Raw genomic sequence first — 24249 nt, 5'->3', positions numbered from 1 at the left:
CGGGCAATATCCAGTAGGCGGTCATACTGCTCGTATAGCGGGTTTTCCCGCTCATTGTACAGCATCCATCCTATCAGGAAGGCACCGCCACGCGAGACCACGTCGGCGACCCTGCCCTGGTTTTTGAGCCGGTCAATGGCGACCTGTGTGACGCCGCAGTGGACGGTGGCAAAATCGACACCGTCCCGGGCATGCTCTTCAATCACGGCGAATACATCATCCGCCGTCATCTTCACGATAGCGTCGTATTGTTCTATGGCCTTGATACCCGCCTGATAGATGGGCACAGTGCCAATTCCGGCAGCGCTGGCGGCAATGATTGTCCGCCGTATGGCTCCGATATCGCCACCGGTGCTCAAGTCCATCACCGTATCCGCCCCGGCATCGATAGCCACGCGTAACTTCTCCAGTTCCGTATTGATGTCACCAAAGTCAGAGGACGTGCCGATGTTGGCATTGACCTTGGTCTTGAGTCCCTGGCCTATGCCACAGGGTACCAGATTCTCATGATTGATATTGGCCGGTATAACAATTCTCCCCTTGGCGACGCCTTCACGGATAAACTCTACGTCAAGGCCCTCTGCCTCCGCCACCACATTCATCTCCGGCGTTACAATGCCTTTCCTGGCTGATTCCAGTTGCGTCATGGTTTCCTCCACAAAGTAAAAACCAAGGGCTCCGGCGGTTCCTTCTAGACCCTTGGTCCAAGTTACTGCCGCTTCCCTACGCTCGCATTACCGAGGTCAGGTCTACAGGGTTGTCCTTCCGAGGAAGGACTCTCAGCTTGTGAGCACCCCTAGCGGTTATTATTCTCTTCCAAACATACAAATATAGCACAATTTCGATTTAAATGCAACGTTGGGATAATGAGCCGTTTTATTTCTCCAGTTCTCTCTTCACTGCCGCCACCTTGCTCTGGATGGTGGCTGTCTGGTCCCGCCGTTCGTCAATCTTCATAGTGGTCACCACCCGCTGCGCGCCGGCATCAAAGGCGGAAAGGTGCATTCGCCTGGCCAGGTCGAGGAGTTGTTCCAGGTCCCCTTCAATGTTGGTGCCCATCGAGGTCATCTCATATTTCACGCCTTTCTCCGCCTGCAGTACTTTTACCGCGCCGGCGACATACTTGCTCAACGAGGGCGTCTCCGTGCCCAGCGGCATGACGCTGATCTCAAGAATGGCCATCTTTCCTCGCCTCCTTCCGATATAACTAAAACATTATTACCTGGTCTTGGCCATCAGGCGGCTGTAGTACGACGTATTGGCCAGGTAGAGCGCCGCCAGCGGGTTGTGGCCGAAGACCCGGTCTTTCACCGCCAGCACCGTCATCGGCACACGGCAGTACTTTATAAACAAGGTATCATGCCCGATGCAGAGGCCGAGCATGATGGCCAGGTCGACCTTGACCGTGTTCAATATCTCGGCCTGAACGATAGGGCTGCACATTGTCTCCAGCCAGCCCGGACCACGTATCTTTTCTTCTTCCGTGATGCCGATTCTTTCCTTGGGGGTCGCTCCCACCTTGCACCGTACCGAGACCACCTCAAATCCCTTGTTCTCCAGAATATCGGTCAGGATGCGGGCTTCATTGGCCAGTCCGGTACAGAAAGCAATGCCGAGCCTTTTATAGCCGCACTTATTGGCAAATTGAAAAAGCTCCTCTACCCGCGGGATTTTGGTCCGCCTGCCTTCGGGCAACTGTTCGTAGCACTCGAATTCCTGTACCGAGGCGAGCCGGGCAAACTCCCTGACCTCAGGCCGGTCATACTCGGTGGTTGCCTGGTTGATAACCTCCGGCATCTGCTTCATCGGGCAAAATGCCGGTGCCTTATCGATGGGAGGCTCTTCACCTGATTTCAACTGCGGAAAGCAAACCACCCTGGTACAGCGAGCGCACATCGGATAAAGTTTCTTCGTCATCTTCTGCCCCCTTATTTACCAGTATTCGGAAAACCAGGGGTTACCCTAGCCGCCTCGCCTTATTTTAGTCTCTCTTAAATACAAAAACAATAAATTAAAAGGTTCGGTATCAGCTAAATACCGCAGCAAAAGTTGTGAGATGACCGCATATCCTATAAAATATAAATAGGGAGGTTGATATGTGGTTGCAAGCAAGGATGTACCTGCTCATCGCCCTTCTTTTCGGCATCCTCTATGGTGTCATCACCGGCCTCGGTACCTGGATGGGTGCCGGGAGCGCCATTACCTACCTTGTTATCGGTTTTGGCTTCCTCCTTATACAGTACCTGGTCAGCCCGGCCCTCGTTGGCTGGTCGATGAAGATTAAGTGGGTAACGGAAAAAGAAGCGCCGGAACTGCACCAGATGGTAGCCGAGCTTGCGGAAAGGGCTGGGCTGCCCAAGCCAAGAGTCGGTATCTCCCAGCTCAATATCCCAAACGCCTTTGCCTTTGGTCGTACCCAGCGGGACGGTCGCGTCTGCGTGACCCAGGGTATTATGAAACTGCTCAACAAGGAGGAGCTCAGGGCCGTTATCGGCCACGAGCTGTCCCACATCAAGCACCGCGATATGGCCATTATGACCCTCATCTCGGTTATCCCTTTAATCATGTACTGGATTGCCTGGACGACCATGTGGCGGGGGGCTTTCGGCGGCGGTCGGCAGGGAGGCGGCAATTATGCCGTGCTCGTTGGACTGGGCGCCTTTCTGCTCTATTTCATCACCAATCTGCTGGTGCTCTACGGTTCCCGTATACGGGAGTACTACGCCGACCTTGGTAGTGTCCAGCTGGGCAGTATGCCGCACCACATGGCGACGGCGCTGTATAAGCTGGTCTACGGAAACGCCCGCATGCGCAACAGTGAGGAACTGCGACGGGTGGAGGGAGTTAAGGCCTTCTTCGTCAATGACCCCTCACGCTCCTACTACGAGATAAAAGAGCTTTCCCAGATTGACCTGGATATGAGCGGCACCATTGAATATGATGAACTCATGGAGCTGCGCCAGAAAGAGATAAAGCTGAGCAGGTCCCAAAAGCTGATGGAAGTTTTCACCACGCACCCCAACATGTTGAAAAGAATAAAACACCTTTCCACGCTGGCGGTTTGATACCTCTGTCTTATTGAAAATTAATCGCTGACCCTTGCCACTTAAAATAAATAGGTAGTATAATAAGCGGCGAAGTAAACGTCTTTAAATAACAAATATATCCTCCCCAGAGCAGCCAGGTATAAGGGATACTGCGTATCAAATTATGAAGATTGCGATTAGCGGTAAAGGCGGTGTGGGCAAGACGCTTTTAACATCCCTGCTGGCCCATACTTTTGCTGCGTCCGGCTATTCCGTCCTCGCTATCGATGCTGACCCCGATGCCAATCTCGCCGCCACCCTTGGCTTCACCCATCCGGAAGATATCGTTCCCATTTCGGAAATGAAAGACCTCATCGCCGAGCGTACGGAAACCCAGCCGGGGCGCTCGGGCGCTTACTTCAGAATGAATCCCAAGGTGGACGACCTTCCAGAGAAGCACTGGCAACGGCTTGACGGTATCAGGCTGATGGTCATGGGGCGAATCAAGAAGGGGGGGACCGGCTGCTACTGCCCGGAAAACGCGCTGCTCAAAGCATTGATGAGCCACCTGCTTCTGGCCAGAGATGAGGTCATCATTATGGATATGGAAGCAGGTATAGAGCACCTTGGGAGGGCAACTGCCGGTGCCGTCGATAAATTGATAGTGGTGGTGGAGCCGGGGCGGCGGAGCCTGGAAACCGCCCGCGCCATAAATGAACTGGCCAGTGATATCGGCCTGAAAAATATCGCCGTCGTGGGCAATAAAGTTCGTGCCCCGTCAGACCGCGATTTCCTCATTTCCAGCCTGCCTGACCTGGAATTTCTTGGCTTTATCCCCTACGACCAGGCAATCGTTGATGCCGACCTGGCCGATAAATCTTTATTTGACGCCAGTTCTGCGGTTACAGACGAAGTAATGAATATCTATCAGAAGCTGGTATCTGTAAAAGAAAACGCCCGATTTAAATAAGATTAGCTACGAAAAATACGATACAGGAGGTCCCCGTGGCATACGACGCAACCAAAATGAAGGACTGGCAGATTGCCGAAGCGGCCGAGGCGAATATGCCGATGCCAGAGGAGTGGCGTGAGCGGATTGGGCTTAAAAAAGACGAGATTCTTCCCTATGGCAGAATCTCCAAACTCGATTTTCTGAAGATTATCGACCGCCTTAAAGACAAGCCTGACGGCAAGTACATTGAGGTAACCGCCATCACCCCCACCCCCCTCGGCGAGGGGAAAAGCACCACCTCGCTGGGGCTCATAGAAGGGCTGGGCAAGAAGGGCATGAATGTCGGTGGCTGCCTCCGTCAGCCTTCCGGCGGACCCACCATGAATATCAAGGGCACCGCCGCCGGTGGCGGCAACGCGCTCCTCATCCCCATGGCCGAGTTCTCCATGGGCCTCACCGGTGACATCAATGACATCGTCAACGCCCATAACCTGGCCATGATTGCCCTGACTGCCCGGATGCAGCACGAGCGCAACTACGATGACGAACAGCTGGAACGACTGACCAAGATGCGCCGGATGGACATTGACCCCACCCGGGTGGAGATGGGCTGGGTGATGGACTTCTGTGCCCAGAGCCTGCGCCAGATAATCATCGGGCTCGGTGGCCGCATGGACGGCTATATGATGCAGTCGAAGTTCGGCATCGCCGTGGGCTCCGAGCTGATGGCAATGCTATCCATCGTCAGGGACCTGGCCGACCTGCGAGCGAGGATGGACCAGGTTACCCTGGCATATGATAAAAAGGGCAACCCGGTAACCACCGGCGATTTAGAGGTGGGCGGCGCCATGACCGCCTGGATGCGCAATACCATCAATCCCACCCTCTGTTCCACGGTGGAATACCAGCCGGTGATGGTTCACGCCGGACCCTTCGCCAATATCGCCGTGGGGCAGTCCTCCATCATCGGCGACCGCGTAGGCCTTAAATTATTTGACTATCACGTCACCGAGAGCGGCTTCGCCGCTGACATCGGTTTTGAGAAATTCTGGAATGTTAAGTGCCGTTACAGCGGCCTCAAGCCGCACGTATCCGTGCTCACCACCACCATCCGCGCGCTGAAGATGCACGGCGGCGGCCCCAAGGTGGTGGCCGGAATTCCGCTGCCTGAAGCCTACACCAAAGAGGACCTGGGTCTTCTGGAGAAAGGCCTGCCCAATATGCTGCACCATATCAAAACCATCCAGACATCTGGCATCAAGCCGGTGGTGTGCATCAACTGCTTCCCCACTGATACCAAAGAGGAAATCGCCACGGTGCGCAAAGCAGCCGAGGAGGCGGGAGCACGCTGCGCCGTTGCCTCTCACTGGGCAAACGGCGGTGAGGGCGCTCTGGAGCTTGCCGATGCCGTGATAGATGCCTGCAATGACCAGAACGACTTTCAGTTCCTCTACCCTATGGAGATGAAACTGCGCGAGCGGGTGGAGAATATCGCCAAGGTGGTCTACGGCGCCGACGGCGTCTCCTGGACGCCGGACGCTGAGGCCAAGGCCAAGCAATTTGAATCGGATAACAAATATGACGAGTACGCCACCATGATGGTGAAGACACACCTGAGCCTCACCCATGAGCCAGCGCGAAAGGGAGTGCCCAAAGGCTGGACACTGCCCATCCGCGATATCCTTATCTACTCGGGAGCCAAGTTCCTCTGCCCCTGCGCCGGTACCATCAGCCTTATGCCAGGCACCAGCTCCGACCCCGCCTTCCGCAGGGTTGATGTGGACGTCAACACGGGCAAGGTACAGGGACTCTTTTAAACAATCACCTGTAACAATAATAAATAGATGGTCAGGACGACGGGAAAGAAAAAACTGAAAGTCCACTTCAACCCGGACAACGCGGAAATTGTGGTGGACCAGGGGGAAAATCTGCTGCAGGCAGCCATTGCTGCCGGAGTGCGTATTTACGCTTCCTGCGGTGGGGCTGGCACCTGCGGCACCTGTAAAGTACAGATTGAAAAGGGAGAGGTAGAGACCACCCGGACCGATAAAGTCTCCGATGAGGAATTCAGTAAAGGTATCAGGCAGGCCTGCCAGAGTCGGGTTCTCTCAGATTTGTCCGTTTATGTTCCGGTAGAGTCAAGGCTGGAAAAAGCGGTCCTGGCCCGTGAACAGAAGCAGGTTTCCGAGGTCCTGGCCACCGGCTGGCGGTTTGTGCCCCCTTTAAGCAAGTACTTCGTGGAGCTGTCGCCGCCTACGCTGGATGATAACACCAGCGACCTTTCCCGTCTGCTCAGGGGCCTCAGGCAGCGTTACCATCTGAGCAATCTGTCCATTGACTTCCACGTGGTACAGAAGCTGGCAAAAACGCTGCGCGACGGCGACTGGAAAGCCACCATAACGACGCTGGTCACGGCGGTGAAACCAAGGGCTGGAGACAGGCGTCGGCCACGGGTGATTAATATCGAGGCCGGGGACACGAGAGATAAACATTACTCGCTGGCCTTTGACATTGGCACCACCACTGTCTGCGGGCAGCTGCTCGATTTAAACCGCGGCCAGGTCATTGCCGGGAGCATGGCCTACAACGGGCAGATAAGCTACGGGGAAGACGTCATCACCCGCATTGCCTACTGCCAGAAAGCGGGTGGCCTGAAGAAACTGCAGCAGGCGGTAGTCGCCACCATCAATGACGTTATCGGCGAACTGCAGGCCCAGAGCAAGGTTGAAGCAGAACGTATCAGCCATATTATGGCCGCCGGCAATACCACCATGACCCAGATACTGCTCGGTCTAAACCCTCAGCACATCAGGCTAACGCCATACACGCCCGTGGCCAACTTTTTCCCGCCGGTGCCGGCAAACTCGCTGGGGTTAAAAGTCGGCGACCACGCTTATCTGTACACTTTTCCGGCGGTGGCCAGCTACGTGGGCGGGGACATTGTCTCCGGGATAGTCGGCTCCGGGGTGCACCAGAGAAAGGCACTGACCTTCTTCATGGATATCGGCACCAACGGGGAAATCGTCATTGGCAACTCGGACTGGATGGTCACCGCCTCGTGCTCCGCAGGCCCCGCATTTGAAGGCGGCGGTATCAAACACGGCATCATCGCCGCCGAGGGTGCCATTGAGGATGTTAAAATCAACCCTACAAATTTTGAGCCGGAAGTAGGCACTATCGGCAATGTTAAACCGAAAGGCATCTGCGGTTCAGGCCTGATTAACACAGTCGCCGAGCTGCTGGAAACGGGCATTATCGGGCAGAATGGTAAATACAACCGTGACCTGCCCACCAAACGGGTCAGGCCAGGCGCTGATGGCTACGAGTACGTTCTGGTCCGGGCACGGGAAACGCAGACCGGCAGCGACATCGTGATTACCGAGGTGGATATCGATAATCTGATGCGGGCCAAGGCCGCCATGTACGCCGGCTGCCAGACGCTGAGCAAAAGCGTGGGCATCGACTGCTGCAACTTTGACCAGGCGATTATCGCCGGCGCCTTCGGCAGCAATATAGACGTGAAAAGGGCTATCACCATCGGGCTGCTACCCGAACTGCCGGAGGATAGATTCGTATTTATCGGCAATGGGTCGTTGCTGGGCGCCAGGCTGACATCCTTCTCCACCGACCTGCTCGATGACGCCCGCCGAGTGGCCCAGATGATGACCAATTTGGAGCTGAGCGAGAATGTGGACTTCATGAACAATTATGTGGCCGCGCTGTTCCTGCCGCATACCAACACCAAGGAATTTCCCATGGTGAGCAAAAGGCTGGCCGGCAGGTCGAATAATAACCCAGAGCAGAGGATAAAGATTTGAGCTATAATATCGCAGTTGCCGGGAAAGGCGGTAGCGGCAAGACCACGGTGGCAAGCCTGGTTGTCCGCTACCTGAAACAGAATGGGCTGGGGCCGATTCTGGCCGTGGACGCCGACCCCAATGCCAACCTCGGTGAGAGCCTCGGGCTCAGCATCAGGCAGACCGTTGGCTCCATCATTGCCACCTTCAATGAAGAGAAAATCAATATCCCACCGGGAATGACCAAGGAAGCGTACCTGGAAGTCAAACTCAACGACGCCATGGTGGAAAGCAAGGGCCTTGACCTGGTGACCATGGGCCGGGGAGAGGGTCCCGACTGCTACTGCTATCCCAACCTGCTCCTGCGCAAGTTCATGGACAGCATGGCCGGCAACTATCAGTACATTGTTATGGACAACGAAGCCGGCATGGAGCACCTGAGCCGCCGCACCACGCAGAACATCGACGAGCTGCTCCTCGTTTCCAATCACTCGGTGAAAGGCGTCCGCACCATCGCCCACATCAAAGAGCTCGTGGATGAACTCAAGCTGGTGGTGAAGCGGCAGTCCGTTATCATCAACCTGGTTCCCGACGGTATAGACCCACATATAAAAGAAGAAATGACCAAGCTGGGGATTGAACCGACCACCATCATTCCCATGGATGATACCGTGAGTGAATTCGATATGGCGATGAAACCGCTCCTCGACCTGCCCGAATGCAGGGCGACGAATGCGGTTGATGCTTTGCTGGCCGGACTGCTACAGAATAAAATTCAGGCGACAAAAACGCATTAGAGGAGTAGAAAATGACGGCAAAGATTATCAGCGGTAAGGAAATAGCCGGGAATATCCGGGAGGAATTAAAGCAGGAGATTGCCGAGCTCAAAGAAAAGCACAACCTGGTGCCGGGTCTGGCCACCGTGCTGGTCGGAGAGGACCCTGCGTCACAGTCTTACGTGGGAGGGAAGGAAAAAGTCTCAATCGAACTGGGCATCCACTCGGAACGATTTGACCTGCCCGAGAAGACCTCTCAGGATGAGCTTATGGCGCTCGTTGACAGACTGAACAAAGACCCGAAGATACACGGCATTCTGGTGCAATTACCTCTCCCCAAACACCTCAATGAAACGGAAGTGCTCTACGCCATCAACCCCAAAAAGGACGTGGATGGATTTCATCCGGTCAATGTGGGAAAATTAATGATAGGGGAGCCTGATTATTTACCCTGCACTCCGCACGGCATCCAGCAGCTTCTGGTCAGGTCTGGAGTGCAGATTGAAGGTGCCGAGGTTGTCGTCGTTGGCAGGAGCAACATCGTCGGCAAACCGATTGCCAATATTCTGCTACAGAAAAAACCGGGGGCCAATGCCACCGTCACCATCTGCCATACCGGCACCCGTGATATTTCCTTTCACACCAAGAGGGCTGATATACTGATAGTGGCCGCCGGCCGACCCAAAGCTGTTACCGCCGATATGGTCAAGGAGGGAGTGGTGGTGATTGATGTCGGCGTGAACCGGATCGGCAAGACGGCGGAGGGCAAGGCCATTCTGGTTGGCGACGTTGACTTTGAGGGCGTGAAGGAAAAGGCAAGCGCCATCACGCCGGTGCCGGGTGGCGTTGGGCCGATGACCATAACCATGCTGATGTTGAACACAGTGAGAGCGGCCAAGCTTGCCGCAGGTTTGGCTTAGAAGGAGGCGAATATGGAAGAATATCAGATTGAGGAAACGAAGGCACCCAATCGCGACAAAGTGGAGGTACTCGGGGCAACCTATGAGAAGGGAAAGCCCGAGGGCGAAGAGATGGGCAGGTGGCGGCAGAAACTGGGAAATCGGGCCGAAAAACTGAAATATCTGAATACTGCGGAACGATACTGGTACGGAACAGACTGGTTTGGCAGCGAAAAGCGCAAGACTCCAGCCTAGTAAAAGGAGATAAAAATGGCATTTGAGATACCGAAGACTACCTACACCGGTAAGATTAAGGAAATCAAGCTGGGCAAAGGTGATAAGGCAGTCGTCGTGGGTGGAGAAAGCTGCTATCCGTTCTACCTTTTTGAAGGCGAGATGCCGCGTCTGCCCAGAATCGCCATGGAGGTCTACGATACGCCTCCCCAGGAATGGCCTGAAGCTGCCCTGGAGCCCTTTGCTGACGTCGCTGACGACCCCGCCGCCTGGGCCAAGAAGTGCGTCGACGATTACGGCGCAGAGATGGTCTGTCTGCAGCTGGTCAGCACCGACCCCAACGGCCTCGACCGCGGCGCCGATGAGGCGACCGAAGTCGTCAAGAAAGTCGCTGATGCGGTTGATGTCCCGCTTATAGTCTAGGGCACTGCCAACCATGAAAAAGACGTTGATGTCTTCCGCAAGGTAACCGAAGTCTGCCACGGCAAAAATTTGATTATCGGCCCGGTTGAAGAGGGAGACCACAAGCAGCTCGGTGCCGCAGCCATTGGCTACCAGCATACCGTGATGTCCTCAACGCCCATCGATATCAACCTGGCCAAGCAGCTAAACATTTTGCTGGGCAACCTTGGTGTCCCCGACGAACTAATTGTCATGGACCCCACCGTCAGCGGTATCGGCTACGGCATTGAATATGCCTACTCGGTAATGGAAAGAATGCGGATGGCCGCGCTGACCCAGCAGGATGATAAGCTCCAGTTCCCCATTATCTGCAATATCGCCAGAGAATGCTGGAAGACCAGAGAGGTCAAAATTCCGGAAGAGGAAGACCCCAAAATGGGGGATGCCAAGAAGCGAGGCATTCTGCTTGAGGCCATGTCCGCCATGTGTTTGCTTCTGGCGGGTGGTGATGTACTGGTCATGAGGCATCCCGAGGCAATCAAACTGATTAAGGATATGCTGGCCGAACTGACGGCTGCCTGATACTAAATCAAGGACCGGGAGGAGAATATAATGGCAGAAGAGAAGGAAAAGGAAGTAGTAAAGAGCGTTGATGCAGCAACCAACGAAATGATTCAAAAAGCGGGCGAGGAGGGGGTCAGAACCGTCTTTGACCGCGCTGAGTCAACCAAACCCTGCCCGATAGGTGCGGAGGGCAGTTGCTGTAGTATCTGTTCCATGGGCCCCTGTCGTGTGCCGTTGCCCAAGGGCAGAGAGGAGACGCCGGAAGAAAAGAAGAAGCGGACCGGCGTCTGCGGTGCCACCGCCGAGACCATTGCCGCCCGTAATTTCCTGAGGAAGATAGCCGCCGGGGCTGCCGCTCATAGTGACCATGGCCGCCGCATGACGGAAGTATTCCTGTTGGCAGCGAAGGGAGAAACGCCTGAGTTCCAGATTAAAGACGAGCAGAAACTGCTCCAGCTGGCACTCGACCTCGGCATCGAAATCGGCGAGCGGAGCAACAATGAGATTGCCATTGACATCGGTGAGATGCTGCTCGCCGAATTCGGCAGGCAGGAGGGAGAGCTACTCACCCTGAAGAAAGCACCGTTAAAAAGACAGGAGCTCTGGCGCGAGGCTGGCGTCGCTCCGCGCGGCATTGACCGCGAGGTGGTTGAGGCAATGCACCGCACCCACATGGGGGTTGACCAGGATTACAAGAACCTGCTCCTCCAGGGGGGCAGGACTGCCCTCGCCGATGGCTGGGGAGGCAGCATGATTGCCACCGAACTTCAGGACGTGCTTTTCGGCACACCATCACCGGTGCTCAGCCAGATAAACCTCGGCGTGCTGAAAGAAGACGAGGTCAATTTGATTATTCACGGCCATGAACCGCAGCTGGCAGAAATGCTGGCGGTAACGACGCAGGACCCCGAACTGATTGAATATGCCAAGTCCAAGGGCGCCAAAGGGATAAATCTGGCCGGCATGTGCTGCACAGCCAATGAAATATTGATGCGCCACGGTGTACCCATCGTCGGCAATTTTCTGCAGCAGGAGACGGCAATCGTTACCGGGGCGGTGGAGGCAATCGTGGTGGACGTGCAGTGTATCATGCAGGGACTGGTGGACGTGGCCAGCTGCTTCCATACCAAAATAATCACCACGGATGCGCGCGCCAAGATTGAAGGTGCCACCCACATTGAATTTGATGAACGCAAGGCTACCGAAACGGCCAAAACGATTATCAAGGCCGCCATCGACAACTTCCCCAACCGCGGCAAGAATATCCGTATTCCCAAGCAGAAATCCGACCTTATTGCCGGCTTCAGCCACGAAACTATCAACTACCTGCTGGGTGGACTTTTCCGCGCCTCCTACCGGCCGCTCAACGATAACATCATCAACGGCCGTATCCGCGGTGTGGCCGGGGTGGTCGGCTGCAATAACGCCCGCGTCGTCCACGATGATATTCACGTCACCCTGGTCAAGGAACTTATCAAGAACGATGTGCTGGTGCTGCAGACGGGCTGTGCCGCCATGGCCTGCGCCAAGGCAGGACTCATGGTCCCTGAGGCGGCCAAAGAGTTCGCCGGCGAGGGCCTCGCCTCCGTCTGCGAAGCGGTGGGCATTCCACCGGTACTGCACCTCGGTTCCTGTGTTGATAACGCCCGCATCCTTATCGCCGCCACGGCGATGGTGAAAGACGGTGGCCTGGGCGATGACATCAGCGACCTGCCCGCCGCCGGTGCCGCCCCGGAGTGGATGAGCGAGAAAGCGATATCCATCGGCCAGTACTTCGTCAGCTCCGGCGTTTTCACCGTCTTCGGCGTTACCTGGCCCACCCTGGGCAGCAAGCAGGTAACGGAATTCCTCTTCAAGGACATGGAAGAACTGTACGGCGGTATGTGGGCTTTTGAAACTGACCCGATTAAGATGGCGAAACTTATGATAGACCACATCGACAAGAAGAGAAAGGCTCTGGGCATTGACAAGGCCAGAGAGCGCGTCCTCTATGACATGGAGATGAGGCGCGAGCTGGAATCGGTCTGAGCCACTAAAGCCATGAGAGAAGGGGGTTAAAAAGTATGTCAAAGATAATTGCTTCAGCCGCAATCAGAGGTGCGCATAAGATTGTCGAACAGGCGGAAGAGAAATGGAAACAGGCGATGGATAAATGGGGCGCCAACGAACCCGTCGGCTTCCCCAACACCGCCTACTACCTGCCCGTGATATACGGTATCCTGGGTGAAAAGGTGGAAAAAGTTGGCGATATGGAGCGTATCCTGAAGAGGTGCCGCGCCCTGCTGCCGCCGCCGGTCCGGGAAGTACATCCCCTGCCCTACCTCGCTCCCGCCCTCGATGCCGGCATGGTCACCTTTTTCGCCGAAGAGATAATTGAAGCTATCCGCTACCTCGAACAGCCTGACTACTATTTGAGAGGAGAGGACATAGCCGACAGTAACATCTGGCTCGGAGCGGCCGATGACGTCATCATGAGAAAGCGCGGCATCGAGTTCGTTGATGGCACCGCCCCCGGCTTCGCGGCCGTTCTCGGCGCGGCCCCGACCAGTGAGATTGCGGCCAAAATCGCGCAGGAACTGCAGCAGAAGAACATCTATGTCTTCATGGCTGCGGAGTACAACGGAAAACGTTTCTCCGAGCAACTCGTTGAGGCCGGTGTCCAGATTGGATGGCCAACCCGCCTGGTCTCTTTCGGCCCGGATATAACTTCGGCCGTTTTCGCCATGGGCTTTGCCACCAGAGCGGCACTTTCCTTCGGTGGCGTTGAACCGGGCGACTACCGCAAGCTGCTCATCTATAACAAGGACCGCATCTTTGCCTTTGCCATGCCCCTCGGCTACGTAACCGACGAGTGGTATGCCAATGCCGCCGGAGCCATTAACTTCGGCTTCCCCGTTATTGCCGACACGCCCATACCGCAGGTCCTGCCCACCGGCATCACCACCTACGAGCACGTTGTTTCCAATATTCCCCATGACGAGATAGTTGCCAAGGCAATCGAGACGAGGGGTCTGAGGGTTACCGTAACCGAGGTACCTATTCCCGTTGCCTTCGGCCCCGCCTTCGAAGGTGAAAGAGTCCGAGGCGAGGATATTTACCTTGAAGCCGGCGGCGGTCGCACCCCGATGGTGGAGTGGGTAACCAGCCAGCGAATGGAAGACGTGGAAGATGGCAAGATCGAGGTAATCGGACCAGAATTAACCGATATTGAGGCCGGCTCACAGTTGCCTCTGGCGATTATGGTTGAAGTCGCTGGCCGCAATATGCAGGACGACTATGAGCCCATCCTGGAGCGTCAAATCCACCACCTGATAAACTATGCTCAGGGAGCGATGCATATCGGGCAGAGGGACATCGCCTGGCTGCGCGTCAGCAAGCAGTCAGTGGAAAAAGGGTTTAAACTGTCCCACATCGGGACGCTTCTCCACGCCAAGCTCCATCAGGACTTCGGGCGTATTTTCGACAAGCTGCAGGTCAAGCTCTACACCGAAGAAGACAAGGTCAAGAAGGTGGTGGAGAAGGCCAAGGAGGTCTATGCCACTCGCGACGCCCGCATTGAAGGTATGACCGATGAAACCACCGATATCTATTACTCCTGCACGCTGTGCCAGTCCTTCGCCCCGAGCCACGTCTGCGTCATCAGCCCGGAGAGGACGGGACTGTGCGGCTCCTACAACTGGATGGACTGCAAGGCTGCCTTTGAAATCAACCCCACCGGTCCCAACCAGCCCGTGGAAAAAGGTGAGATGATTGACACCAAGCTCGGGCAGTGGAAAGGGGTCAATGAGTTCATCACCAAGGCCTCACGCGGTAAGATAGACCATTACAACTTCTACAGCCTGGTCAACGACCCGATGACAACCTGCGGCTGCTGCGAGTGTATCGCGGTCGTCCTGCCGCTCTGTAACGGGGCAATGACAGTAAACCGCGAATATTCTGCAGACACTCCCTGCGGAATGAAATTCACCACCCTGGCCGGCACCATCGGTGGCGGCATCAGCACGCCGGGCTTTGTCGGCCACGGTAAATACAACACCACCCAGAAAAAATTCATCATCGGAGACGGTGGTCTGCTGAGAATGGTCTGGATGCCCAAGTCGCTGAAAGAGGAAATTGGCGAGCGGGTTAAGGCACGAGGCGAGGAACTGGGAGTGCCTGACCTGCTGGACAAAATTGCCGATGAGACCATCGGTACCACCGAGGAAGAAATCCTCCCCTTCCTTGAGGAGAAAGGACATCCGGCCCTGACCATGGACCCGATACTGGGCTAAGAAAGGAGAGTTGCCATGCCACTTACCGGAATTGAGATTTTCAAACTGCTGCCGAAGACGAACTGCGGTGACTGCAGTGTTCCCACCTGTCTGGCTTTCGCCATGAACCTGGCTTCGGGCAAGGTGGAACTGAGCGCCTGCCCCCACGTTTCCGAGGAATCTAAGGAGAAACTGGCCGAGGCCTCAGCGCCGCCCATTTTACCGGTTACCATTGGGGTCGGCGAGCGGGCACTCAAAATTGGCGGCGAGACGGTCATGTTCCGCCACGAAAAAAGATTTGAGAACCCGCCCGGCATCGCCATCCTTATCAAGGACTCCATGGACGATGCCGAGGTCAATGCCAGACTTCAAAAATGCAAAACGCTCCAGTACGAGAGAGTCGGCCTCACGCTCCGCCCCGAGCTGGTGGCGGTGAAAAGCGAGTCCGGCGACCCACAGAAATTTGAGAGCGTGGTGGGCAAGGTGGCACAAGGCAGCGACTGCGGCATCATTCTGATGAGCGATAACCCTGACGTCCTGGCCGCCGGACTGAAAGCCTGTGCCGACCGCAAGCCGCTTATTTACGCCGCTACCAAGGATAACGTTGACAAAGTCGCGGCCATGGCCAAGGAGAGTTCCTGCCCTGTGGCGGTGAAAGGCTCAAGCCTGGAAGAAGTAGTCGAGCTAACCGACAAACTGACCCAGGCAGGTCTGAAGAATATCGTTATCGACTCCGGCTCCAGGACAACGCGCCAGGCGCTTGAGGACCAGATAATCATCCGCAGCGCCGCGCTGAACAAGAAGTTCCGCCCGCTCGGCTTCCCCACCATCATCTTCCCCTGCGAGATGACGGACGACCCGATGAAGGAAGCGGTGATTGCCTCCATGTTTGTCGCCAAATACGGCGGCATCATCGTTCTGTCCGACTTTTACGGAGAAAGCCTGTTCCCGTTGCTCGTGGAAAGGATGAATATCTTCACCGACCCGCAACGACCACTGGCGACGAAGGAGGGTATCTACGATATCGGCGGCCCCGGCGATAGTTCCCCGGTGCTGGTTACGACCAATTTCTCGCTCACCTACTTCCTGATCTCGGGGTACCTGGAAACCAGCCGTGTTCCCAGCTGGCTGCTGGTGAAGGACACGGAGGGACTCTCGGTGATGACCGCCTGGGCGGCTGGCAAGTTCAGTTCTGATATCATCGGCCCCTTCGTGAAAAAGTGCGGTATTATGGACAAAGTGAAACACCAAAAACTGATTATCCCGGGATATGCGGCGGTGGAGAGCGGCGGTCTGGAAGAAGAACTGCCCGGCTGGGAGATACTGGTTGGGCCAAGAGAAGGTGCCCACATTCCAGCCTACGTAAAGGCATGGACTCCATAGGAGGTAAGGATGATACTCATCGGTGAAAACATCAACATGATGTCTCAGACCATTGGCCCGGCACTCAAGGAGAGAAACCCCAAGCCAATCCAGGACCTCGCCAGGGCCGAAACCGATGCCGGTGTGGACTATCTTGACCTCAACATCGGACCCGCCAGAAAGACCGGCAACGAGCTGATGCCCTGGGTGGTCAACACGGTGCAGGAGGTAACGGATAAGTCCCTGTCACTGGACACAACCAACCTCGCGGCCATGGAAGCCGGCCTCCAGACAACCAAGAACCCTCCCCTTATCAACTCCGTCTCCCTGCAGCCGGACAGGATAGGGCCCGGCCTCGAGCTCGCCAAAAAATTCGATGCCGATGTCATTGCCCTGCTCTGGGGTGCCGAAGGCATGCCGCGAGATGCCAACGAACGTGCCATGAACGTTGTCGACTTCGTTTACCAGGCCAATGAAATGGGTATCCCCACTGAAAAACTCTGGATTGACCCGATTGCCAGCCCGGTATCGGTGGAAATAAACCAGGTGAAGGCCTGCGTTGAATTTATGTCCATGCTGGGGGAAATAGCCCCGGGCTGTAAATCGACCGTGGGCCTGTCCAATATCTCCAACGGCACACCAACCCACCTCAGGCCGTGGCTGAATCGCACCTATATGATAATGCTGATGAGGTATGGATTACACTCGGCAATTGTGGACGCATTTGATGCCGACCTCATAAAGATCGCCAGAGGCGACAGGCCGGAACTGGTGAGCCTGGTGCACCGGCTAATGGACGGTGAGAAGCCGGATTATGCCGCGCTCTCCGAGGAAGAAGCCAAGTATGCCAAAACGGTCAGGGTACTGACCGGTGAATCGCTCTATTCCCACTCCTGGCTGGAAATTTAATCACCCGGGGTTACCGTAACAGCCATCAGTCAAGATTGCGCTTTCGCATAGAAAAAGAACCAGATGAATAAAGGCAAGGTTTTGACGCCGCCTACGCAGAGCTATGGTCACGGCTATCAGCTAGCCTATCGGCTGGCTGTGGAAAAGCTGGCTGAAATCAAAGATATTGAGCAACAGTGCCGCCGATGCGGCGCCCGATTTCTGAAACCAGAGAAAGCGATATCCCTTGACTACCTCAGCCGGACATACTTCATTACGTACCCGGAGGCCAGCGTATCTCGCCAGGACAGCGAAGAAGACGTATCAGTTACCGATAAGATACTGCTGCTTCACTACTTTACGCAGGCAAAGGGAACTCCACTCTCCAATCAGCTCATCTCGTTCAAGGAACTTTCTGACGCTGCCGGCTATTTCCCCACTTTTTACCAGCGGGCCATCAAACCGCTGGTCACCTGCTTCGGGAATGAACCGGAGCAATTGCTGGAGATGGCGGAATCCATCGGCGGGCGTCAGGCGGATTACGGGGATGTCTCGGTGACCGTTAGCCCGTTGAGCATGGTGCCGTTGACCCTGGTGCTCTGGAAAGGCGATGCCGAATTCGCCCCCGAGGGCACCATCATGTTCGACCGCACCATCACCGATTATTTACCCAACGAAGACATTATTTATCTCTGCCAGAGCACCAGCTGGCGACTGGTGAAACTGCTGAAATCCGGAGGTGATAGCCCCAAAACCAGACCCGGGGCTTAATGTTAGAAAGTATGGGAATGATTAAATTAACCATTGACGGCCAAACCATTGAGTCCAGCGAAGAGACGACCATCCTGGAGGCGGCCAGAGCAGCGGGTGTTTATATCCCGGCCATCTGCGCTCATCCCATGCTCACCCCCGATGGCTCCTGTCGGCTATGCCTGGTGGAAATCGAGGGCACTGAGGAACCCGTCACTGCCTGCAACACCAGGGTCGCCGGGGGCATGGTGGCCCGTACGGATACACCTCTGCTCAGGGAGGACCGGAAAGAAGCGCTGAAAAAACTGCTTGCCCATCATCCCTGCGAATGCCTTATCTGCGAGCGGCGCGACCGCTGCGGACCGTATGATATCTGCCTGCGCAACGTGGCGGTAACCCAGCGCTGTGTCCTCTGCCCCTACAACGACCAGTGCGAGCTGCAGCAGGTCGTCGACTACATAGGCCTGGAAGGAGAAGAGCTGACCTGGCAGTATCGCGGATTACCCGTTGACCGCGACAATCCCCTCTTTGAAAGAGACTATAACCTGTGCATTAGCTGCGCCCGTTGCGTTAATGCCTGCAAGGAGATACGGGGTATCGAGGCCATCAGGATGGTCGACCATGACGGCGACCTCTGGCCGGAATCACCAGATGGGAAATCACTGATTGCATCCGGATGCAAGTACTGCTGCGCCTGCGTTGAGGTCTGCCCCACCGCGGCGTTGCTTGATAAAGACGCTAAATGGAGACCGGATATCAACCACGAGGAACTGACCAATCCGTGCAGCTATGCCTGCCCCGCCCACATCGACGTCCCCCGCTACGTCCGACTTTGCGGTGAGGGGCGGTTCGCCGAGGCGCTGGCCGTCATCAGGGAAAAAGTCCCCTTCCCCGGTGCTCTGGGAAGGGTCTGCATCCACCCCTGCGAACAGGCCTGCCGCCGCGAAGCTCTGAACGAGCCGATATCAATAAAATTCCTCAAATGGGCCGCGGCGGAGCGCGACGACGGACAGTGGCAGAAGCTGGCCAAAAAAACGCCAGCGACCGGTAAGAAGGTGGCCATCATCGGGTCGGGGCCGGCGGGGCTGACTGCCGGCTACTACCTGGCCAAGCAGGGGCACGCCGTCACCGTTTTCGAGGCTCTTCCCGAACCCGGTGGGATGATGCGTGTCGGCATCCCCGACTACCGCCTGCCGCCGGAAAAGCTCAACGCCGAAATCGACGTTATCAGGGAGACAGGCGTTGATATCAAGCTGAATACCAGGGTAGAGTCCATTGATGACCTGTTCAGCCAGGGCTATGATGCCGTCTTCGCCGCACCCGGCGCACATCAAGGCATGAAGATGGGCGTGGACGGTGAGGAGGTTCAGGGCGTTTTTGACGGCGCCACTTTCCTGCGAGAGATTAACCTGGGCCGGAAAATCTATACCGGTGCTCGGGTGGCGGTCATCGGCGGCGGGAACGTCGCCATCGATGCAGCACGGGTCTCCCTGCGCATTGGCGCCAAGAAAGTCACCATCGTTTACCGCCGCACACGGGCGGAGATGCCCGCCAGCCCGGAGGAAATCGAGGCCGCACTAGAGGAAGGGATAGAAATCATGTTCCTGGCCGCACCGGTGCGCATTGACCGGACCGGCAAAACACTGAAGTTGACGTGCAATCGCATGGAACTCGGTGAGCCTGACGCCAGCGGGCGCCGGCGACCGGTCCCGATTAAGGGCAGCGAATTCACCACCGAGTTCGACTCCATTATCGCCGCCATCGGTCAGTTTCCGGATATCCCCGAAGGTTTCAACCTCAAGCTGGGCAGGGGCAGCACCATTCAGGCCAGCGCCGAGACTTCGGCCACCAGCAGCAAAGGCGTCTGGGCAGGCGGTGATGCCGTCAGCGGTCCGGCCTCGGTCATTGAGGCCATTGCCGCCGGTCGAAAGGCCGCCGCGTCCATTGATAAATATCTAGGCGGAACGGGAGACATCAATGAAGTCCTGGCACCGTCGAGTGAGTTCAGCACCTGCGTGGGCAAAGATGAGGGTTTCTTCGAATGGGCTCGGGCGGTTATGCCGGCGCTGCCGACGGAGAAGAGAATCGATAACTTTGAGGAAGTCGAGCTTGGCCTCAGCGACGAGGCAGCGGCGAAAGAAGGCAGGCGCTGCCTGCAGTGTGCCGTACGCTGCGTTATCACGCCACCACCACTACCTCCCAAGCGGGGCAAGAGCAAATACAAGCCACGGGAACGGGTCGCTGCCAGGTGATGGATGAAATCAGGATAACCATCGACGGGAGAGAAGTCAGAACCAGCAAGGGTACCCTTCTACTCGACGCCATCCTGGCGGCGGGGATATATGTCCCGAACCTGTGTCATGACCCGGACCTTGAACCGACGGGGGATTGTCGCCTTTGCGTGGTGGAAATCGAGGGCGCGCCAGATTTAGCTATCGCCTGCACCACGCCGGTCATGGAAGGAATGGTGGTACGAACCAATACCCCGGTGTTAAATGAAGCCCGTCGCGCTGCCCTGGAACCAGTCCTCGCCGACCATCCCAGCGAGTGCCTCATCTGCGACCGCAAGGAGCGCTGCCAGCCTTACGATATCTGTCTGCGCAATGTAGCCGTAACCGACCGCTGCGTGCTCTGTCCCAAGAACGGAATCTGTGAATTGCAGAAGGTAGTTGACTATCTGGGCGTAACCGAGATACCCGTTCGCCCCAAAACCAGGTCACGCCCCGTAGACCACAGCAATCCCTTTTTCAAAATCGACCGTAATTACTGCATCCTCTGCCGCAAATGTGTTCGCGCCTGCAACGAGGTTACCGTGGTGGGCGCCATCGAGATAAGTCATCAGGGAGACCGCGAGCAGGTCAGCCCTGTTGACAGCAGCTCTCTGTTTGAGTCGATCTGCCGGTCTTGCGGCGAGTGCATGGTGCGCTGCCCGGTGGGCGCCATGATGCCCAAAGTGGCCGTCCGGCCAGACTACGAGGTGAAGACCACCTGCCCTTACTGCGGCGTCGGCTGCCAGATGTACCTCGGGGTGAAAGATGGTCAGGTTATGTGTGTCCGCGGGGACAGGGAGAATGATGTCAATCGCGGCCAACTCTGCGTCAAGGGCCGCTTTGGTGCTACCGAGTTTGTCCACCACCCTGACCGCCTGAACAACCCGCTGGTCAGGCGAACCGGCAAATTCAGTGGAGCTACCTGGGAGGAAGCGCTCGACGAGGTGGCGGCAGGGCTGGGAAAGTACAGGCCGGAAGAGGTCGCCATTATCTCCTCGGCCAAGTGTACCAACGAGGAAAACTACCTCCTCCAGAAACTGGGTCGAGCGGTCATCGGCACGCACAATATCGACCACTGTGCCCGCCTCTGACATTCCCCCACGGTGGCCGGTCTGGTCACCACATTCGGGAGCGGGGCGATGACCAACTCCATCGGCGATATCAAGGATAGCGCCTGCATTTTCGTCATCGGCGCCAACACCACCGAAGCCCATCCTGTAATCGGCTTTGAAATGAAGCGCGCCGTCCGCCGCGGCACAAAGCTAATCGTGGCCAACCCAAGGGAGATCGAGCTTGTTCGCCACGCCGATATTTACCTGCAGCACCGTCCCGGCAGTGACGTTGCCCTGCTCATGGGTATGTGCCGGGTTATCGTCGATGAAGACCTGCTGGACAAAGATTTTATCGGTGAACGCTGCGAGAACCTCGATGCTTTCAAGGAGTCATTATCGAATTTCGACCTTGATATTGTGGAAAAAATCACCGGCGTGCCAAAGGACAGGATAATCCAGGCGGCCAGGATTTTCGCCACCAGCAGCCCCGCAGCCATATTTTACGCGATGGGCATCACCCAGCACTCCCACGGCACGGATAACGTAATCGCCGTCGCCAACCTGGCCATGCTCACCGGAAACATAGGCAAGCCGGGGAGCGGGGTTAATCCGCTGCGCGGTCAAAACAACGTTCAGGGTGCCTGCGATATGGGTGCGCTGCCCGATGTCTATCCCGGATACCAGGCCGTGACTAACGAATCGGTGAAGGAGAAATTCGAGGCGGGGTGGGGCTGCTCACTGCCTCCGGCCAGGCCGGGGCTCACCGTTACCGAAATGTTTGAGACCGCCCATAACGGCCAGATAAAGGCGATGTATATCATGGGCGAGAACCCGGTGCTGAGCGAGCCGGAAGCCAAGCATGCCATCGAAGCCCTGCAGCGACTGGAATTACTCATAGTGCAGGACTGCTTCTTAACCGAGACAGCCCAACTGGCGCATATTATCCTGCCCAGCACCACCTATGCCGAGAAGGATGGCACGTTCACCAACACGGAGCGAAGGGTGCAGCGAGTAAGGAAGGCGATTGAACCGGTAGGCAATGCCAAGCCGGACTGGTGGATTATCGGGCAGGTCGGGCAGCGAATGGGAAGCGATGGTTTCAAGTTCAGCAATCCGTCCCAGATTATGGACGAGATTGCCGGGCTGACACCGAGCTATGGAGGCATATCTTATCGTCGCCTGGAAAGGGGGGGCTTGCAGTGGCCCTGCCCCACCAGGGAGCACCCGGGAACGTCCATCCTCCACACCGAAATCTTCACCCGGGGCAAGGGGCAATTTATACCGCTGGAGTATAAGCCGTCAGCGGAACCTCCAGATGAAGATTACCCACTGGTGCTCACCACAGGGCGCAGCCTGTTTCATTTTCATACCGGCACCATGAGCCGGAAGGTCAAAGGGCTCAACGTTTTTCACAGCGAAGAGCTTGTGGAGATAAACCCGCAGGATGGCTCGGCACTCGGCATTGCTGAAGGTGAGACCGTGAGGGTGATTTCGCGACGCGGCGCAGTCACCGCCAGGGCCAAAATCACCGAGGCTTCCCCGGTCGGCGTGGTCTTCATGACCTTCCATTTCGCCGAGAGTCCCACCAACCAGCTGACCATACGGGCACTGGACCCCGTAGCCAAGATACCGGAGTTCAAAGTCTGCGCGGTCAGGATTGAAAAAGCCGCCGTTCCCGTCGGTTAAACCGACCACCCGATAGGACAGGCACCTCGGCGAGAATTATTTTTTCCTTTCGTGGTATGATACACCTCAGTAACAACCGGTCAGAACACGGCCTTTTACCGCAGAAAGGAAATCGTCATCAATAAAAGAAACAGGTTGCGTGCTCTCTTCAGTGGACTGCTGCCTCTATTTGTGCTGGCACATCTATCGCACCACCTGGTAACCGCCCTCCCGGGCCCGCTCCTGCCTTATATCCGCGATGAATTCGCCCTTGATTACACCCGTGCCGGATTCATCATGTCGGCTTTCGGCGTGGTCTACGGTCTCTGCCAACTACCGGGAGGATGGCTTGCTGACCGCTTTGGGCCGCGTATCCTGCTCACCGTAGGTATTGTGGGTGTATCAATTACCGGTCTATTGGTTGGCATGTCGCCAAACTATCTTGTCCTGATAGCCGGCCTGGTGCTGATGGGCATACTTGGTGGCGGCTATCACCCCGCCGCCACGACCATGATATCAGCCGCGGTGGCGCCAGAAAGTCGCGGCCAGGCACTCGGCTATCACATGGTCGGTGGCAGTACGAGCTATTTTTTAGCACCGCTTATCGCCGCCGGCGTTGCCGGTGCCTGGGGCTGGCGCAGTCCATTTATCGTGCTGGCCATCTTCGGCATCGGCTTCGGCATTTTTCTCCATGTCGTACTTAAAAAACGCCTGCCGCTTCAGAAGGCAGCGACTCCTGGCACCAGCGTCTCCACCGAAACCCCACCCGCCCCCGGCAATTTACGACGTGTGATAACCGTAATCGCCATGAGCTCGTTTACGCAGGCAATGGTTATCTCAATCATTTCCTTCATCCCGCTCTTCCTGGTAGATACTTACAATACAAGCAAGGAGACGGCGGCAGCTTCAATATCGCTCATTTACTTCATGGGTCTCTGGGCAGCACCATTCGGCGGCTATCTCTCGGACCGGTTCGGCCGCATAACGATAATCATAGCCATGGGTGTTATGGCCAGCGCTATGGTTTACCTGCTTAATGTGGTACCTTACGGATTCGGTATCGGTGCCGTGCTGGTTTTTACCGGCATAGCCCTGTATTTCAACACCACCGTGGCGCAGGCATACATTGTCGACGAGACCCCAATCAAGCGTCGCTCCACGGTGCTCGGTTTCTACTTCTTCGCCAATATGGAAGGCGCCGGAATACTGACTCCGGTGCTGGGTTACCTGATAGACCATTTCAGTTTCCACACGAGCTTCGCATTCAGCAGCGTTGCCATTGTGGCCACACTTATCGTCTGCTCCACCCTCCTGTGGCTGGGCCGGAGGTAACCGGCCTGAGGTTACTTGAGCGTGCGGTTG

General features: G+C 56.3%; 18 protein-coding genes, 1 pseudogene and 1 riboswitch. Of the genes and pseudogenes, 16 read left to right on the top strand and 3 right to left on the bottom strand.

What is annotated here, in order from left to right; all coding sequences use genetic code 11:
* The 3 genes from KKD83_01325 to KKD83_01315 all read right to left on the bottom strand — a co-directional run.
* Positions 1-647, bottom strand: a 647-nt coding sequence (locus KKD83_01325) for a phosphomethylpyrimidine synthase ThiC (GenBank protein MBU2534794.1), incomplete at its 3' end; no start/stop codon positions are given.
* Positions 648-703: 56 nt separating this feature from the next.
* Positions 704-808: riboswitch (TPP riboswitch) on the bottom strand.
* Between the two features lie 68 nt (positions 809-876).
* Entirely contained in the window at positions 877-1182 is a 306-nt protein-coding gene (locus KKD83_01320; GenBank protein ID MBU2534793.1) for an MTH1187 family thiamine-binding protein, read from the bottom strand.
* A gap of 36 nt (positions 1183-1218) precedes the next feature.
* Positions 1219-1917: a DUF1847 domain-containing protein gene (locus KKD83_01315; protein ID MBU2534792.1), complete on the bottom strand. Its 699-nt coding sequence runs from the start codon at positions 1915-1917 to the stop codon at positions 1219-1221.
* A 179-nt stretch (positions 1918-2096) separates the two neighbouring features.
* On the opposite strand from KKD83_01315, the gene KKD83_01310 reads away from it, so the two are divergent.
* From KKD83_01310 to KKD83_01235, 16 genes and pseudogenes are all read left to right on the top strand, one after another.
* A complete protein-coding gene (locus KKD83_01310) occupies positions 2097-3065 on the top strand; it encodes a M48 family metalloprotease (protein MBU2534791.1) in 969 nt (322 codons plus the stop codon).
* Between the two features lie 145 nt (positions 3066-3210).
* Entirely contained in the window at positions 3211-3996 is a 786-nt protein-coding gene (locus KKD83_01305; protein MBU2534790.1) for an AAA family ATPase, read from the top strand.
* A 35-nt stretch (positions 3997-4031) separates the two neighbouring features.
* Positions 4032-5795 carry a formate--tetrahydrofolate ligase gene (locus KKD83_01300; GenBank protein MBU2534789.1) on the top strand — a complete coding sequence of 588 codons (1764 nt, stop codon included), beginning with the start codon at positions 4032-4034 and terminating at the stop codon, positions 5793-5795.
* Between the two features lie 27 nt (positions 5796-5822).
* Positions 5823-7796: a DUF4445 domain-containing protein gene (locus KKD83_01295; GenBank protein ID MBU2534788.1), complete on the top strand. Its 1974-nt coding sequence runs from the start codon at positions 5823-5825 to the stop codon at positions 7794-7796.
* Complete coding sequence (locus tag KKD83_01290) at positions 7793-8572, top strand: AAA family ATPase (protein MBU2534787.1); 780 nt, start codon at positions 7793-7795, stop codon at positions 8570-8572. The genes KKD83_01295 and KKD83_01290 overlap by 4 nt, the downstream gene beginning before the upstream one ends.
* A gap of 11 nt (positions 8573-8583) precedes the next feature.
* A complete protein-coding gene (folD, locus tag KKD83_01285) occupies positions 8584-9471 on the top strand; it encodes a bifunctional methylenetetrahydrofolate dehydrogenase/methenyltetrahydrofolate cyclohydrolase FolD (GenBank protein ID MBU2534786.1) in 888 nt (295 codons plus the stop codon).
* A gap of 12 nt (positions 9472-9483) precedes the next feature.
* The gene (locus tag KKD83_01280; protein MBU2534785.1) at positions 9484-9705 is read left to right on the top strand and encodes a hypothetical protein; all 222 of its coding nucleotides are present in this window, start codon (positions 9484-9486) and stop codon (positions 9703-9705) included.
* Between the two features lie 15 nt (positions 9706-9720).
* Positions 9721-10668, top strand: a pseudogene (locus tag KKD83_01275) (acetyl-CoA decarbonylase/synthase complex subunit delta).
* Positions 10669-10698: 30 nt separating this feature from the next.
* Positions 10699-12678 (top strand): anaerobic carbon-monoxide dehydrogenase catalytic subunit, encoded by a 1980-nt coding sequence (gene cooS / locus KKD83_01270; protein ID MBU2534784.1) that lies wholly within the window; start codon positions 10699-10701, stop codon positions 12676-12678.
* A gap of 35 nt (positions 12679-12713) precedes the next feature.
* Complete coding sequence (gene cdhC, locus KKD83_01265) at positions 12714-14921, top strand: CO dehydrogenase/CO-methylating acetyl-CoA synthase complex subunit beta (GenBank protein MBU2534783.1); 2208 nt, start codon at positions 12714-12716, stop codon at positions 14919-14921.
* Between the two features lie 15 nt (positions 14922-14936).
* Entirely contained in the window at positions 14937-16283 is a 1347-nt protein-coding gene (locus KKD83_01260) for an acetyl-CoA decarbonylase/synthase complex subunit gamma (GenBank protein MBU2534782.1), read from the top strand.
* 9 nt (positions 16284-16292) lie between these two features.
* Positions 16293-17171 (top strand): dihydropteroate synthase, encoded by an 879-nt coding sequence (locus KKD83_01255; protein ID MBU2534781.1) that lies wholly within the window; start codon positions 16293-16295, stop codon positions 17169-17171.
* Between the two features lie 63 nt (positions 17172-17234).
* On the top strand, positions 17235-17921 hold the full coding sequence (locus KKD83_01250) for a DUF3786 domain-containing protein (GenBank protein ID MBU2534780.1): 687 nt from the start codon (positions 17235-17237) through the stop codon (positions 17919-17921).
* Between the two features lie 17 nt (positions 17922-17938).
* Complete coding sequence (locus KKD83_01245) at positions 17939-20152, top strand: FAD-dependent oxidoreductase (protein MBU2534779.1); 2214 nt, start codon at positions 17939-17941, stop codon at positions 20150-20152.
* On the top strand, positions 20152-22908 hold the full coding sequence (fdhF, locus tag KKD83_01240) for a formate dehydrogenase subunit alpha (GenBank protein ID MBU2534778.1): 2757 nt from the start codon (positions 20152-20154) through the stop codon (positions 22906-22908). The genes KKD83_01245 and fdhF overlap by 1 nt, the downstream gene beginning before the upstream one ends.
* 135 nt (positions 22909-23043) lie before the next feature.
* Positions 23044-24219 carry an MFS transporter gene (locus tag KKD83_01235; protein ID MBU2534777.1) on the top strand — a complete coding sequence of 392 codons (1176 nt, stop codon included), beginning with the start codon at positions 23044-23046 and terminating at the stop codon, positions 24217-24219.
* The last annotated feature ends 30 nt before the right edge of the window (positions 24220-24249 follow it).

This window comes from Chloroflexota bacterium, assembly GCA_018829775.1.
Taxonomy (GTDB): Bacteria; Chloroflexota; Dehalococcoidia; order Dehalococcoidales; family RBG-16-60-22; genus E44-bin89.
This window is presented reverse-complemented; position numbering and strand designations above follow the sequence as displayed.